Raw genomic sequence first — 15,571 nt, forward strand, 5'->3', positions numbered from 1 at the left:
GCAAGCGGTCTTTTGACTTTGATCATCTCCCGACGGCCGCGCCCAAAACCGCAACAAATCAAGGCTGTTACAGAGTGCGCTCCGCATCCGGTTATTTCTTACTATAGCAGATTGAGTCGCGTTCTCACAGGCGGGAGCTCACGTGATGCAAGGCCGGGGCGTCACATTCGAACGAACCAGCAAGGCCCGCCCGGTGCCGCGGCAGGACATTGTGCAACAGGTCCCGCCCGGCCTGCCAGAATTCGCACGGGTGGATCAGCCTGTCACGATCGCGCTGGCGCAAAGATCGCCTTTGCTGCAACCGTCAGCATTTTCACCGCTTATCGCGATGACTGAGCACTAGCTGCCGATGAATTCGGACTTGGCGTAGCCTTGTACGTAAAGCAGTGAGGTCAGGTCTCCGAAATTGATCCGCACATCGCATTGCGCCGCCACAGTGGGTTTCGCGTGCAGCGCCACGCCGGTTCCGGCACGGCCCAACATGCCCAGATCGTTGGCGCCGTCGCCCACCGCGATGACGTCGCTTTCCTCGATCTGCAGATGCTTTGAAATCCGTTCCAGCGCCTCGACCTTGGCTTCGCGCCCCAGGATCGGGCGGGCCACGTCGCCGATCAGGATGCCGTCCTCGACCAGCAGAATATTGGCGTGATTTTCGTCGAAATTCAGTTCCTTGGCGACCTTCCGGGTGAAAGCAGTGAAACCGCCCGACACCAGCGCCGCGTAACCGCCCGCCGCCTTCATCGTCGCGATCAATTCGCGCCCGCCGGGCATGAAGGTGATGCGTTCGACCAGAACCTTGTCGATGACGCTTTCCCGCAAACCCTTGAGCAAACCCACGCGTTCCAACAGCGCATCTTCGAAATCCAGCTCACCGTTCATCGCCCGCGCGGTGATCGAAGCCACCCGATCACCCACCCCAGCCTCGTCGGCCAGTTCGTCAATGCATTCTTGCTGAATCATCGTGCTGTCCATATCAGCCAGCAGCATCTTTTTCTGCCGCCCCTCAACCGGCTGCACCACCATGTCCAGTCCCATGCGCTGGACCTCTTCCCAAACGTCCCAGCGGTTATCCGGCACCTGCGGAATTTCGAATTCCGCCGCCTCGTCCGGGGCCAGCCAGACCACGTCGCCGCCACCCCAGGCATTGCGCAGAGAATCAAGCAACGATGCCTCCAGATGCGGCTCATTGGGACTGCTCAGGATGGTCACGACATGCATGGGAAAGTTTCCGATCGTAGCTGTTTGCGTCGCAATTCGACTGTCAGGCGGCGCTATAGCGGCATTTTGACCATTGTGAAAGCGTGAGAACCCGACTATTTCCGATAGCGGGACACCTCTCCCCAACGAGAGGCGCTTATCTGGAAGGATAGCATTCATGGCTATTGAACAACCGGCAACGCGGCCGGCAAACCCGCGTTTCTCCTCTGGCCCCTGCGCCAAGATCCCCACATTCACCCTGGACAAGCTTTCCGATGCCGCACTGGGCCGGTCACACCGCGCCGCCGTGGGCAAGGACAAGCTGAAAGCGGCCATCGAAGGTACGCGCGAAATCCTGGGCATCCCCGCAGATTACAAGATCGGCATCGTTCCCGCCTCGGATACCGGCGCGGTCGAAATGGCCATGTGGTCGCTTCTGGGCGAACGCAAGGCAGAGATGCTGGCTTGGGAAAGCTTCGGTTCGGGCTGGGTCACCGACGTGGTGAAACAGCTGAAACTCGACGCCGAGGTCAAAACCGCCGAATACGGCGAAATCGTCGACCTCGCTTCGGTCGATTGCAATAACGACGTTGTGTTCACCTGGAACGGCACCACCTCGGGCGTGCGGGTGCCAAACGGCGACTGGATCGCCGATGACCGCGAAGGCCTGACCATCTGCGACGCCACCTCGGCCGCTTTCGCGATGGACCTGCCCTGGGACAAGCTCGACGTGACCACCTTCTCCTGGCAGAAGGTGCTGGGCGGCGAAGCGGCCCACGGCATGCTGATCCTCAGCCCGCGCGCTGTCGAACGGCTGGAAAGCTACACCCCGGCATGGCCGATGCCGAAAATCTTCCGCCTGACCAAGGGCGGCAAGCTGATCGAAGGCATCTTCCGTGGCGAAACCATCAACACGCCTTCGATGCTGGCGGTCGAGGATTACCTCGTTGCGCTGGACTGGGCGCGTTCGGTTGGCGGGTTGCAGGGCCTGATTGGCCGCGCCAACGCCAACACCAAGGCGATTGCCGATTTCGTCGAACTGCACGACTGGATCGATTTCCTGGCCCATGACCCGGCCACGGTGTCGAACACCTCCGTTTGCCTGAAGTTCACTGACGAGCGGATCAAGGACGGCGCAGCGTTTGCCAAGTCGGTGGCCAAGCGGATGGAAGCCGAAGGCGCGGCGCTGGATATCGGCGCGTACCGCGACGCTCCGGCGGGTCTGCGCATCTGGTGCGGCGGCACGGTTGAGACCTCGGATATCGAGGCGATGCTGCCCTGGCTCGAATGGGCCTTCCAGGCCGAGATCGAGGCTCAGGCTTAATCCCGCGACATGCCCCGGGCGGATGCCCGGCCTATGACAGAATTGGTAGGGCGGGCTTCAGCCCGCCAAACACCCCCCTTACATTCTTTGAAAAGGACCTAAACCATGGCTCCCAAAGTACTCGTCTCCGACAAGCTGTCCGAAACCGCCGTCCAGATATTCCGCGATCGCGGCATCGACGTGGATTTCCTGCCCGACGTGGGCAAGGACAAGGAAAAGCTGGCCGAAATCATCGGTCAGTATGATGGCCTTGCGATCCGTTCGGCCACCAAGGTGACACCGGCCATCCTCGAAAAGGCTGACAAGCTGAAGGTGATCGGCCGCGCCGGGATCGGCACTGATAACGTCGATAAGGAAGCCGCGAGCAAAAAAGGCGTGATCGTGATGAACACGCCGTTCGGCAACATGATCACCACCGCCGAACACGCCATCGCGATGATGTTTGCCGCCGCCCGCCAACTGCCCGAGGCCAGCGCCTCGACCCATGCTGGCAAATGGGAAAAGTCGAAATTCATGGGCACCGAGCTGACCAACAAGACGCTGGGCGTGATTGGGGCCGGCAATATCGGCGGCATCGTTTGCGACCGTGCCCGCGGGTTGAAAATGAAGGTCATCGCCTATGACCCCTTCCTGAGCCAGGAAAAAGCCGAAAAGATGCAGGTCGAAAAGGTCGAGCTGGACGAGTTGCTGGCGCGCGCCGATTTCATCACCCTGCACGTGCCGCTGACCGATACGACCCGCAACATTCTGAGCCGCGAAAACCTGGCCAAAACCAAGAAGGGCGTGCGCGTCATCAACTGTGCCCGCGGTGGCCTTGTCGACGAAGAAGCGCTGGCCGAACTGTTGAAATCGGGCCATGTGGCCGGTGCCGCCTTTGACGTGTTCTCGGAAGAACCGGCAAAGGAAAACCCGTTGTTTGGCCTGCCCAACGTGGTCTGCACCCCGCACCTGGGCGCGGCAACCACCGAAGCACAGGAAAACGTCGCGCTGCAAGTGGCCGAGCAAATGGCAAACTACCTGCTGGACGGTGCGGTTGAAAACGCGTTGAACATGCCGTCGATGACCGCCGAAGAGGCCAAGGTCATGGGCCCGTGGGTCGCTCTGGCCGGGCATCTGGGCAGCTATATCGGTCAATTGACCGATGAACCGATCAAGGCAATCAACATTCTTTATGACGGCGTTGTATCGGACATGAACCTGCCGGCGCTGAACTGCGCTGTGGTGGCGGGGATCATGAAGAAGGTGAACCCAGATGTGAACATGGTGTCGGCCCCGGTCGTCGCCAAAGAACGCGGCATCCAGATATCGACCACCAATCAGGACAAATCGGGCGCTTTTGATGGCTACATCAAGGTCACAATCGTTACCCCGGAACGCGAACGGTCGATTGCCGGCACCGTATTCAGCGATGGCAAGCCGCGCTTCATCCAGATCAAGGGCATCAACATCGACGCCGAAGTTGGCAGCCACATGCTCTACACCACCAACGAAGATGTGCCGGGCATCATCGGCACGCTGGGCCGGGTGCTGGGCGACAACGGCGTGAACATCGCCAACTTCACCCTCGGCCGGGCGCAGGCGGGTGGCGAAGCCATCGCCCTGCTCTATGTCGACGGTGAAGTGGAACAGAAAGTTCTGGACGAACTGGCCGCGACCGGCCTGTTCAAGCAGATCAAGCCATTGTCCTTCGACGTAGCCTGATCTGTAGCTGGATTGAAAACTCAGGGCACCGCTTATCACCAAGCGGTGCCCTTATCCGTTCACGCCCTGGCGCGCACGGATTTCAGCACAACCGCCAAAAACAACAACATCGACAACAGGGTCAGCATCGAACCTGCTTTGGCCAGAGTTTCACCGCTTTCACGGATCGCCATGACGATCCCCGGAACAATGGTAATCAATCCCAAAACAGCAACCGTCAGATGCAGCTTAGGCAATATCCCGTCCTGCGCCCCGGGCACCAAATGATAATAGAATGCAAAGATCGACATGGTGACCCAGCCAATCAAGTTCAAATGAGCATGGGCTGGCGACAATATGTGATTATGCGATGCCGACATTTGAATCCCCCATGTCATGCCAATCGTCACTGACAAAACCGCCAGCACCATAAAATAAGCCGATATACCTTTCATTCGCGTTCCCTCCTTGTGAAAAAAGTTATCTGATTTGACCTCCATCTTCAGTGACTGGATGGCCAATTCTACCTCTCGCGACAAAATAACGATACTTTCTTCCTCATCACCGAAGATATGCCGGGGTGTCCCACTGGGCGAGGCACGCACCAGACGAAGTCCTGACGCTGCAACGTTTGGTCAGAAAATCGAACAACCCGGTAAATGGTACCGACCCTGCCAAACGCGTCATCGCCCCAGGCATTGCATACAGGCCCACCAATTGGATCCTCTCCACCTTCCTCTTTTGTTTCAACTTCAGACTGACAGGGACAGCTCAATATTTGAAATAGATAGATAATATCTCTAATATCAGCCTGGTGAATTTCAGAACCCTCGATCTTAACTTGTTGCGCGTGCTGGACGCTCTGTTGAAAAACGGATCTACTGTTGCAGCAGCAAAGGCACTCGGGATGTCGCAACCCGCTGTCTCAGCCGCTTTATCGCGTCTGCGCACCCATTTGGGCGATCCGATCCTGATACGGCAAGGGCGCAGTCTGCACCCCACAGACTATGCGCTAGCGATCCGCGATCCGCTGCGGCAAAGCTTGGAAAAACTGGAAACCCTTCTGGCAGGAAATGATCATTTCGACCCTTTGAAATCGGATTTGAGCTTCAAACTCTCAGCGTCCGATTTCTTTGCGGAATTATTGATGCCGGAACTGGCCGACCATTTATCCCGGCATGCTCCACTAATGCGGGTCCAACTGGTCGATCTTGTTCCCGATAACTATCTCGATACGCTGGGCCGCTATAACATTGATATCGCGTTGATACCCAAAATGGATTTCCCATTATGGGCAGATCATCAACAGGTCTTAACCTCGCGGTTCACCATTATTGCGCACAAAGGCAACCAACGCTTCGCCCGAATAGGTTTGCACGAAGGCGACGATATTCCCATCGACCTGTTCTGCGACATGGGTCACATCCTCTTTTCACCCGAGGGAAACCTCAAAGGCATGGGCGACACGGCACTGGCTGCGGTGGGACGATCACGACGGGTGGTCATGACCATGCCGGTTTTTTCAGGCGTCTATAACGCGGTCGCCAACAGCGATCTGATTGCCATGATTCCGGAACAATTGGCCCGCAGGGTCGCGCCCCGTCTTGATCTCGCCCTCTACCCACCGCCAATGCCGGTCCGACGGGCGCAAATTTGCATGGTTTGGCACCGCCGATCCAGTCACAACCCGGCCCATATCTGGCTGCGCAATCAGATTGCTCAGCTATTGCAAAACAAGTCTTCGCCGCCCGCCCTTTCAGATCAGAAAAAACCAAGTTAGCGTCCGGCATAAATCGAGCGCGAAGGACAGGACATGCAAGACACCCCGATCTACGCCGTTGGCGATATCCACGGTTATCTCGATCAGCTTGATTGGGCCCTCGACCTGATCGAAAAAGACGGCGGGAAGAATGCGCAGGTTGTCTTCCTTGGGGATCTGGTAGACCGGGGGTCTGACAGCCGCAAAGTGATCGATCGCCTGATGGCCGGTATAGCAGCGGGCCGGAACTGGACCGTGCTGCGCGGGAATCACGACGAGATGTTCATGAATTTTCTCGAAACCGGAACCGGGGAACATTATCGCATCCGCTCCGGCATCACTTGGCCCAGCGAACGGATCGGCGGGCTCGCCACTTTGGCGTCTTATGGGGTGGAAGACCTGCAACGCCCGCTCAAGGCTTTGTGGAAGGACAGTTTGGGACGCGTCCCGCATCGGCATCTGGAATTCTTGAAATCCCTCTCCTTCAGCCTCGAAGTGGGGGATCTTCTCTTCGTTCACGCCGGCATACGCCCTGAATGTCCGCTTGGCCAACAAGATCCCCAGGATTTGATCTGGATTCGCAACGAATTTCTTGACTTCACCGATCCGCATCCCTGGTTGGTGGTGCATGGCCACACCCATCGGCCGACCGCCGAACATCGCGGCAACCGGATCAACCTCGACAGCGGGGCGGGCTATGGCCGCCCGATCACCGCCGCCGTGCTCGAAGGACGCAAAGCCTGGACCCTGACGCCGTTCGGTCGTGAAAAACTGACATCCTAATTAGAACGACCAAAGCCACAACTTGACGGAACGTTTTCGCTGTCATTGCGCCTCTGATCCGTTAGCCTTGCCACAAAATTCTGTTGGAGAAAAACAATGACCGACATCGTAATCCTGGACGGTGCACGCACCGCTATCGGCACTTTTGGCGGATCGCTGGCCGGTGTTCCCCCGACCCAACTCGGGGCCATCGCGACCCGCGAAGCGCTGGCGCGCGCCGGTGTAGACCCTGCGCAGATTGGTCACGTGGTCTTTGGCCATGTGATCAACACCGAACCTCGCGACATGTATCTCAGTCGCGTCGCAGCGATGGAGGCCGGTATTCCCGACAGTACCCCGGCGATGAACGTGAACCGGCTCTGCGGATCCGGCGCGCAGGCGATCGTATCGGCAACCCAAAGCCTGATGCTGGGCGACGCCGATTTCGCCGTCGCGGGCGGTGCCGAGAATATGAGCCGCTCCCCCTATATCGTGCCTGCGCAACGCTGGGGTCAGAAGATGGGCGACATTCAGACACTCGACATGATGCTGGGAACACTGAACTGCCCGTTCGGCACCGGTCATATGGGCGTCACCGCGGAAAACGTTGCCGATGAACACGCTGTCAGCCGCGAAGACATGGACGCCTTCGCCATGGAAAGTCAGAACCGCGCGGCCGCCGCCATCAAGGCGGGGTATTTCAAATCGCAGATCGTTCCGGTCGAGGTGAAGCAACGGCGCGAAACGGTGATGTTCGACACCGATGAGCACCCCAAGCAATCGACGCTGGAAGGACTGGCGGGCCTGCGCCCTGCCTTCAAAAAGGACGGCAGGGTCACCGCGGGCAACGCGTCGGGCATCAATGATGGCGCTGCGGCGCTGGTCCTGGCCCGGGCCGAGGCGGCGGAGAAGGCAGGACTGAAGCCCAAGGCGCGGATCATCGGATACGCCCATGCCGGTGTGCGCCCCGAAGTGATGGGCATCGGCCCGATCCCGGCAGTGGAAAAGCTGCTGGCGAAAACCGGGTTGTCGGTCGGCGATTTCGACGTGATCGAATCGAACGAAGCGTTTGCTGCTCAGGCCATTGCGGTAAGCAACGCCCTGGGTCTCGACCCGGCCAAAGTGAACCCCAATGGCGGCGCAATCGCGCTTGGCCACCCGGTCGGCGCCACCGGTGCCCTCATCACAGTGAAAGCGCTTTATGAACTGGACCGTATCGGTGGCACCAAAGCGCTGATCACCATGTGCATCGGTGGCGGTCAGGGCATCGCGCTGGCCATCGAAAAGCTGTGATATCAAGACCGGGTACGGCTTCTTCTTTTCGATAAATATAACGGTGTGGTTGAGGGCCGGCGCCCCTTCACCGCACCGGGATTACTCGATCTGTAACTGCACCCGGTCCGATCGGCCTTTGGCATCAATCACAGCAAGATTGATAAACCCATTCCCAACAGGACCCAAATTGATCTGGCGGCTATATTGCCCGGTCAAAACCGCAGCCCCATCGGCCATCACGGTAAAGGGAGGTGCACCGTCGCGCAGCTTGATTGTCAACCCTCCGCCTTCCAACGCCAATCGTGCACCATCGGGTGGAAAAGCCAGTTTCGGTGCATCCGGGGCGGCCTCAAAAACCGCATGTCGGCCACGGAACCTCTGCAAAGGTTGCGGTAAATCGGCGGTTCCGAGGATCAGCGTCTCAGGTGGCGGCGGCGGTAGCGGATCAAGAGCGGGCTTCAGCCTCTGAAACGCTTTGAACAAAACCGGCGCGGCCAAATCGCCACCAAAGACCCCGGGCACCGGCGTCCCATCCGGGCGTCCGATCCAGACCCCAATCACATGCGCACCATCAAATCCGACCGCCCACGCATCCCTATGGCCATAAGAGGTGCCGGTTTTATAGGCCAGATGGTTGCGCGGCTCGCCGTCAGGCGGGACAAGCCCCGACAGAATATGGCCAACCTGCCATGCGGCGGAGCGGCTGACGATCCGCGGCCCCGGCGCGCCACCCCCAGGAACCATATGCAATCGTACGGCCTGCCCGCCCTGGGCCAGCCCGGCATACAGCTGCACGAGATCCCGCAGCGTGACCCCGACACCGCCCAAAGCCACGGCCAGTCCGGGTTTGCCGCCCGGGATCACCGGCGCGGCCCCGGACCGGCGCAACGCCGCCATCAACCGACCCGGGCCGATTTCCTCGGTCAACAGCACAACAGGGATATTCAACGACAATTGCAACGCCTGAGACACCGTAATTTCACCACGGAAATGACCGTCAAAATTCTGCGGCGCATAACGACCGAACGCGACCGGTCGATCATTGATCAACGTCTCGGGATGGATCAACCCTTGATCAATACCCAACGCATAGACCAGTGGTTTCAGCGTCGATCCCGGTGATCTCAGCGCCCGGGTCATGTCGACAAACCCCTGCGCTCGCCCGAGCGCATAGCGGCGCGATCCTACCGAAGCCAGAATCTCACCATTACGATGATCGGCGACCAAAATCGCAATCGACAGACGTTCGGATTTACCGCGCAGCGACAGCTCGGCCAAGTCCTCAAGCCGAGCCTGTAGCCCGGCATCGAGCGTCAGGGTCAACCTTTGGCGGTCGGGCATCCGGGCCCGGCCGCGATCCGCAGCATGCGGCGCCAGAGCTGGAAAGCCAAAGCGCTGTTTCGGCACCGGATCATAGATCGCTGCGGCGATGTCTTCGGCTTGCAACACTCCGTCCCGCAAAGCCCGCTGCATGACGCGCTGCCGAGCTGCCAAGGCCGTTTGCGGGTGGCGATCCGGGCGTCGGGTTTCGGGCGATTGCGGCAGGGACACCAACAAGGCCGCTTGCGCCGGGCTCAGCCGCGCGGGTTCCTTGCCGAAATAGCTTAAGGACGCGGCGCGCACCCCTTCGATATTGCCACCAAACGGGGCCAGTTGCAGATAAAGATTCAGGATCGCGTCCTTGCCGATCCTTCGTTCCAGCGCCAGCGCCACCCGCATTTGTCGTAGCTTACCCGTCCAAGCCCCGGTGCCGCCGTCTTCCAGCAAACGCGCCACCTGCATCGAAAGCGTCGACCCTCCCGACACGATCCGACCATACCACGCCGCTTGCATCACCGCCCGTATCAGCGCGACAGCATCCACGCCGCCATGATGCCAGAACCGTTTATCCTCATATGCCAGCAACATGTCGACATATCGCGTATCCACATCAGCACGCGACACCGGCAGGCGCCACAAACCATCCGCAACCGTATAGACTCGTAACAACTCGCCATTGCGGTCACGCAGTTCAACCGAGCTGTCCACGATCAGCGCTGGCAATTCGGTCCGCGCCACCCAGTCATCGACCCCATCGCGCGCGGCAGCCCCGGCCAGCAGGGTCACCACCAGAAAAAGGGGCCAAAGCCGTTTCATTCTGTGATCCGCAGCCGTCCCGACGCAGTGTTGGCGCGGTATTGCGGCCGGTACATGTCTTCGACCGTGGCTGCCGGATGATGGAATTCACCCGGCGAAATCGCCCGAACGATATAGGCCAGCTCAAAACTTCCGCCCTTGCGCTGATTGACCGCCGCGAGGAACCGATCAGCCCGGAATTCGCTATACTCGGCCCAGGCTGGATCGAGCCAATTGAGCGCCCGGATATCACCCTGACGCAGCAGGTTGGGATTGTCGATCTCGAACCCCGCAGGTAACGGATCGTTCACCATCAGCCGTGCACCGCCAGCCTCAAAAGCCGTCACTTTGAGAACCGTTACCAACCGGGTGCCGGTTGCGACCTTTTCGGGCGACACTTGTTGACCGTCCAGGCTGTAATAAAGGCGTTCGATTGTATAGCCATAGCCCGCAGCCTCGGTCTCGCCTTCAGGTACGCCGGTAGTGGTCAGAGTGATTGGCGTTGCCGCGCCGGATACATTGCGGATCGCCATCGGTTGCGCGTCAACCTGATCCTCGATCAGCCGCGCGAACGGGCCCTTGACCGGCTGACCGTTCAGCTCCAACCCGGAAATCGACGGGTCCTGCACCAAGGCCTTGGCCGCCAACAGAGACCATGCTGCCTCTTGCGTGGACACCCTCCGGCCCGCCGCCCCGATCCGGTTTATCAACGCATCGCGGTCCACCGCGGCGCTGCCCGCTTCTATTGCCAGTGACAGAACCCCTGCGGCGTCGCGTAGATTGCTGCCGTAATCGACCCGCCAGACCGCCGCGTCTTCGCCGCTGCGTTTGGTGATCATGCGGGCCGCCCGAGCAAACATCGCATCGGCCCGGGTCTGATCACCGTAAGAGGCCAAGGCCGCCCCCAGTTGTGCCGCAGCCAGCGGGGTCGAGAAGGCATCCCCCTTTACATCCGAATAGTAACGTAAATCTCCCATTGAGGCCGCCCCTTCGCGCGCGAGCACCAGCAGCGCATAGGCGAGATCACTGCCACCCGTGTCGAAATCGGGGGCGTAGTTGACCCGGTTGCGCAGATTGTCCATCGCCATACGGAAGGCCAGATCGGGCAACTCATACCCTTCGGCCCGCGCCCGGCTGAGGAAATCGGACACATAGGCATCAAGCCAGAAATCCCCCGATTCCGCCCGCCAAAGCCCAAAGCCGCCATTATTCGCCTGTCTGGTCAGCACTTTTTCGACCGCCTGATCGACCCGGCGCTGTATCCGTTCGCGCCCGCCGAGCCCCAACGCTTCATTGAGCTGACCAAGATACAGAAGAGGCATCGCCTGACTGGTCACCTGTTCGGTGCAGCCATAAGGATACCGGTCAAGCGCGGAGAGAAGCGCTGGCGCATCGAATTTGGCCAATGGTCCGGCCGAAACCACCGCCGATCCTGTCCCCGGGTGCAGCCCGGCAAAAACGTTGGCGTCCAGCGTAAATGTCTTGCCGGCGTCGAGCGTGAAACGCTGTGTTTTCGACACCGCCGGGTCGTTGTTGCGCACACCCAGCGTCAGATCCTTGACCAATTGTTTACCATCCGGCGTGGTCAACGCCACGCGGATGTTGTGATCCCCCACTTCGCCCGCCGTCACCGGCAGGCTCAGCACTGCTTTGCCCTTTTCGGTCAGCGTCACCCCTGATGGCACTTCACTGGTATTCAGCGACACGCCTTCCGCCGTGACATCCAGCCCCATTCGACCTGCCGGGCCGGTAGCATGGACGATTTCCAACAGCATCCGACTCTGATCACCCGGCGCCAGGAAGCGTGGCAAGCTGGCAGTGACCACCACCGGATCGCGCACCAGCACATCCGCTTTGGCCTGCCCGACCCCGGTCTTCGACCACGCCACCGCCATGAGCCGCACCGTGCCATTGAACGCGGGCAGATCGAAACTGACTTCGGCCCTGCCATCGGGTCCGACCGAAATCGGACCGGTGAAATAGGCGACCAGTTCCTCAGTTGGCGGTGGCGACTGGAACCGGGCGCTGCTGGCCGCATCGCCGCCCGAGCGCACCTGCCCCATCGCCCCGTTCATCCCGTCGATCAACCGACCGTAAAGATCGCGGATTTCGACACCCAGACGGCGTTGACCAAAATAGTGATTAGACGGATCGGGGCTTCGAAATCCGGTCAGGTTCAGGATCCCCACATCGACCGCCGCCACCGTGACATAGGCGGTTTCACCGGGTGCGCCCCCCACAACGTCGATTGCAGCGGTCAATGTGCCACGCGGATCGGCTTCGGCCGGGGCAATCAGTTGCACATCCAGTTGCTTTACGCCCGGATCAAGTTTGGCATAGCTCAATCCCAAAGACCGCGCCGGATTGTGCCCGGCCGCAACATCCATCGGGCGGATCACGGTGGCGGTGACATAGGCCCCCGCACCCCATTCGTCAGTGACATCAAGCGGAATCAGGTTTTCCCCCTCAATCACATCAACCGCTTTCATCGCAATCACCCGGTTCGACATTACCGTAACAAGCGCCTGACCCGAATACCGCGGCACCAGCCGCAACTGCGCGATGTCTCCGCTGCGATAGCTCGGCTTATCCAGCGACAGTTCCAGCATATCGGGCGTGGTGCTGGCATCGGCGGGCGCGTACCACCCGGCATAGAACGAACTGGAGGCCGATACGTAATCTCCCCCCACCCGTTCCACCACCAATTCGTAGTTACCCCAATAGACCGGGACGCTGATCGTCAAGGGATCGTCGCCCAGCATCGACTCGCCGCTGCTGATGGGTTTACGGCTGGTGATCGGTTCCCAGTTCCAGCTGCCCCATTGCCGATACCACTGATAGCGATGGGTGACCCGGTTCAGGGTCCAGCGCACAGGCATATCGATCTGCTTCAGGTCGGGGCCCAGCGCGATCACCTGCAGCCGCGCCTCGCTGCCTTCGGGCACCACACCGTCGAACATCTGCTTGATACCGAGGATCGGTTTTGCCGGGGCCAACGCGCGTGTCAGGCGACGTTCGACCGGACGACCGGAACCTTCGGCCAGGCTGACTTGAATCTGCGCTTCCAGCGGGCGGTCAGCAGTTTCCATTGCGGGCAGCGGCACTGGCACTATCGCGATGCCTTTTGCATCGGTGTCACCACCACTGAAAAATTCGGTCTGGCGGCCAACGCCTTCGTCCTGGCGGCCAAAACGGTAGCCGGGATATCCCTTCAGTTCTTTCGCTTCCGTGAGGGTCACTGATCCGTCGATGGGCAGACCGCCAGCAGGAGCACCAAACAGGTATTTTGCGTGGATCGTAAGAGGCGGCGCATCGCCGGGACGCAGATCGTAATCAGGCAGGGACAGGGTGAAGTCGATCCGTTCGGGCAGGAAGTCTTCGACCAGAACAGTCTGGCTGGCCAATGCCGGTTGATCCGGATCGGCCTTGATATCCAGACGCCATGACCCGCGTGGAACGGTTTGACCCAAGTCGAAGGCAAAGACATGGCCGCCCGCACTATCGTCAGCAGAGAGATGGCGGGCATATTCCACCCCGTCAGGGCGGGTCAAAATCGCGGTAACCGGCAGGCCCGAGATTGCGGCGGCCACACCATCGCGGGCAAGAGCAGTCGCATGGATGGTTTCACCGGCGCGATAGGCACCGCGATCGGTGGTCAGGAAAACGTCGATCGGCGGGCTGGGTTCGCGCCCTTCCACGCCGCGATCAGACAGGTCAAAACCCGGGTCCTTCAGCGACAAGAAGGTCAAGTCGGTGTCCCCCTGCGCCACCGTCACCAAGGCCGGGGCAGCCGCCCCCAACCCCCGGGTCAATCCCGGCGCAAACAGGGCATGCCCCTGGGCGTCGGTTTCCACTTCGCCCAGCACCCGGTTCGATTGCGATATCAGCGTTGCTGTTGCCCCGACAATGGGTTCGGCATCGCCCAGACCGCGCACAAAGACATGCAACCCGTCCACGCCGCTGAGCGTGGTAACGCCCAGATCGGACAGTACGAACCATTGCGTCGCCAAGGGGTCCTCATAGGGATCGGCCCCCGGCACCTGCGCCGACAGCGCATAGATGCCTGCGGGCAGGTCGGCGATGATGTCGCCCATCGGCAGGCGGGTGGTCATGTCGCGGTTCAGTTCATTCTGAACCTCGCCTTTACCTTGCCAAACCGTTTCCGCGATATTGTCGCTGAAATCTTGCACTTCCCAGTAATTCAACGGACGCCCGAAGTAGCTGCCTTGAAAGGCGCGCAGCATGTTGCGGTCGCTAACCTGGCGCAGCACCAGATCCAGACTGTCGATGTTCACCGTTTCCACCGGCAGCGCCGCATCGGGCGATTTCGGCAAAACGTAAGAGCGGCCGGAAAAGCGAACGCTGGGATTACGGTCACGCACATATTGGGTGATGGCCACATCCTTTGCCATCTTTTCGCCGCTGGCCGCTGGCAGACCTTCGCGGAAAGTCACGCTGTAGCGTTGACCGTGATCCACACCATCGACGCACAGCCGGTTGCCGCTGACCGTGACCGCCATGTCGCCAGCAGGCAGCTTTACGAACGGTGTATAGTCCAGCCCGGTCTTGACCAGTGCTTCGGAAAATTCTGCGCAGATGCGTGGCGCGGCGCTGTCGCTTTCGACCGCGTGTTCGGTGATGCGGAAGCCATACTTGCCAACGGCATCGTCCAGCGCGATGTTCAATTCGTCCCAATTCGGTTGCTTGTCCAGCGCCAGACGCAGCGCCGGGATCATGTCGCGGCCGCGATTGTTGGCTTCAAACGCCTCGGACAGCATCTGCAGGCTGTTTGCGGCCAGCGCGGGATTATCGGCCCTGAGATAAGCGTTGATCGCTGCAGACAGGGCGCGGCGCTGATATTTAGACCTGTTTTTCTTATTGTCTGTGGCGGCCAGCAGCGAAAGACGGGCATATTCCAGCCATTGATCGGCCTGATCGCTGTGCGACACCGCGGCGCCCATCCAGCGCATCGCGCTCAGCCAATCCTTCTGCTCACGCCGCTGCTGCGCCGCGCTCAAAAGCGCGTCGAGCGCATATTGCCCGGCCGGATGTGTCCAACCGATTTTCTGCGCCTGATTCCGCGCTGCTTCGATGTCATTCGGGCCCAGAAACGGCGCGGCGGCGGCACGGGTGGCCGCGGCTTCGATCAATCGAGTGGGGTTTTCGAAAATTTCCCCCGACCATGCACCTTCATAGGGTTGCCGGTCTGAAATATCAGATTTCGGAAAACAGGCGTTCGAGCGTTGGTTGAAGGTGAATGCCTTACAATTTGGATCAGACAGGCACAGCCGTTCGCAGGCATCGTAATTGGTATCGAAAAGGGCCTGCAGGTCAGATCCGTAGAAATCGACATCCCGGGTCAAAACAAAGCGCCGCTCTGGCACCTCGTCAGCAGCAAATGCGGTGGAGGCCAGACAGACAACAGCAAGAAATGCAAAAAATCCGCGTTGCATCAAACA

Annotated in this window: 9 protein-coding genes; 5 read left to right on the plus strand and 4 right to left on the minus strand. The window is 60.0% G+C overall.

The features are described from left to right. Nucleotides 1-339: 339 nt before the first annotated feature. Nucleotides 340-1,218: a phosphoserine phosphatase SerB gene (serB, locus tag VOI23_RS02585; protein WP_323781091.1), complete on the minus strand. Its 879-nt coding sequence runs from the start codon at nt 1,216-1,218 to the stop codon at nt 340-342. Between the two features lie 157 nt (nt 1,219-1,375). On the opposite strand from serB, the gene VOI23_RS02590 reads away from it, so the two are divergent. Both VOI23_RS02590 and serA read left to right on the plus strand, forming a co-directional pair. Beyond that, nucleotides 1,376-2,521, plus strand: a complete 1,146-nt coding sequence (locus tag VOI23_RS02590; RefSeq protein WP_323781093.1) for a phosphoserine transaminase — start codon at nt 1,376-1,378, stop codon at nt 2,519-2,521. A 105-nt stretch (nt 2,522-2,626) separates the two neighbouring features. Next, a complete protein-coding gene (serA, locus tag VOI23_RS02595) occupies nt 2,627-4,222 on the plus strand; it encodes a phosphoglycerate dehydrogenase (RefSeq protein WP_323781096.1) in 1,596 nt (531 codons plus the stop codon). Nucleotides 4,223-4,281: 59 nt separating this feature from the next. Here serA and VOI23_RS02600 read toward each other — a convergent pair whose 3' ends face one another. After that, a complete protein-coding gene (locus tag VOI23_RS02600) occupies nt 4,282-4,806 on the minus strand; it encodes a hypothetical protein (protein WP_323781099.1) in 525 nt (174 codons plus the stop codon). A gap of 209 nt (nt 4,807-5,015) precedes the next feature. On the opposite strand from VOI23_RS02600, the gene VOI23_RS02605 reads away from it, so the two are divergent. The 3 genes from VOI23_RS02605 (at nt 5,016) to VOI23_RS02615 (ending at nt 8,015) form a co-directional block, all read left to right on the plus strand. After that, on the plus strand, nt 5,016-5,981 hold the full coding sequence (locus tag VOI23_RS02605) for a LysR family transcriptional regulator (RefSeq protein WP_323781102.1): 966 nt from the start codon (nt 5,016-5,018) through the stop codon (nt 5,979-5,981). 33 nt (nt 5,982-6,014) lie between these two features. Beyond that, nucleotides 6,015-6,743, plus strand: coding sequence for a metallophosphoesterase family protein (locus VOI23_RS02610; RefSeq protein ID WP_323781104.1), 729 nt, complete (start codon nt 6,015-6,017; stop codon nt 6,741-6,743). Nucleotides 6,744-6,839: 96 nt separating this feature from the next. After that, on the plus strand, nt 6,840-8,015 hold the full coding sequence (locus tag VOI23_RS02615; RefSeq protein ID WP_323781106.1) for an acetyl-CoA C-acyltransferase family protein: 1,176 nt from the start codon (nt 6,840-6,842) through the stop codon (nt 8,013-8,015). Nucleotides 8,016-8,096: 81 nt separating this feature from the next. Here VOI23_RS02615 and pbpC read toward each other — a convergent pair whose 3' ends face one another. Next, a complete protein-coding gene (gene pbpC / locus VOI23_RS02620) occupies nt 8,097-10,133 on the minus strand; it encodes a penicillin-binding protein 1C (protein WP_323781108.1) in 2,037 nt (678 codons plus the stop codon). Continuing rightward, complete coding sequence (locus VOI23_RS02625; protein WP_323781111.1) at nt 10,130-15,565, minus strand: alpha-2-macroglobulin family protein; 5,436 nt, start codon at nt 15,563-15,565, stop codon at nt 10,130-10,132. Before VOI23_RS02625 ends, pbpC begins: the two co-directional genes overlap by 4 nt. Between the last annotated feature and the right edge of the window lie 6 nt (nt 15,566-15,571).

It is taken from the genome of Thalassovita sp., from assembly GCF_034670005.1.
Taxonomy (GTDB): Bacteria; Pseudomonadota; Alphaproteobacteria; order Rhodobacterales; family Rhodobacteraceae; genus Thalassobius.

Bases quoted from the DNA above. Each gene is read 5' to 3' on its own strand.
- serB (WP_323781091.1), bottom strand. From the start codon at position 1,218: ATGCATGTCGTGACCATCCTGAGCAGTCCCAATGAGCCGCATCTGGAG.
- VOI23_RS02590 (WP_323781093.1), top strand. From the start codon at position 1,376: ATGGCTATTGAACAACCGGCAACGCGGCCGGCAAACCCGCGTTTCTCC.
- serA (WP_323781096.1), top strand. From the start codon at position 2,627: ATGGCTCCCAAAGTACTCGTCTCCGACAAGCTGTCCGAAACCGCCGTC.
- VOI23_RS02610 (WP_323781104.1), top strand. From the start codon at position 6,015: ATGCAAGACACCCCGATCTACGCCGTTGGCGATATCCACGGTTATCTC.
- VOI23_RS02615 (WP_323781106.1), top strand. From the start codon at position 6,840: ATGACCGACATCGTAATCCTGGACGGTGCACGCACCGCTATCGGCACT.
- pbpC (WP_323781108.1), bottom strand. From the start codon at position 10,133: ATGAAACGGCTTTGGCCCCTTTTTCTGGTGGTGACCCTGCTGGCCGGG.
- VOI23_RS02625 (WP_323781111.1), bottom strand. From the start codon at position 15,565: ATGCAACGCGGATTTTTTGCATTTCTTGCTGTTGTCTGTCTGGCCTCC.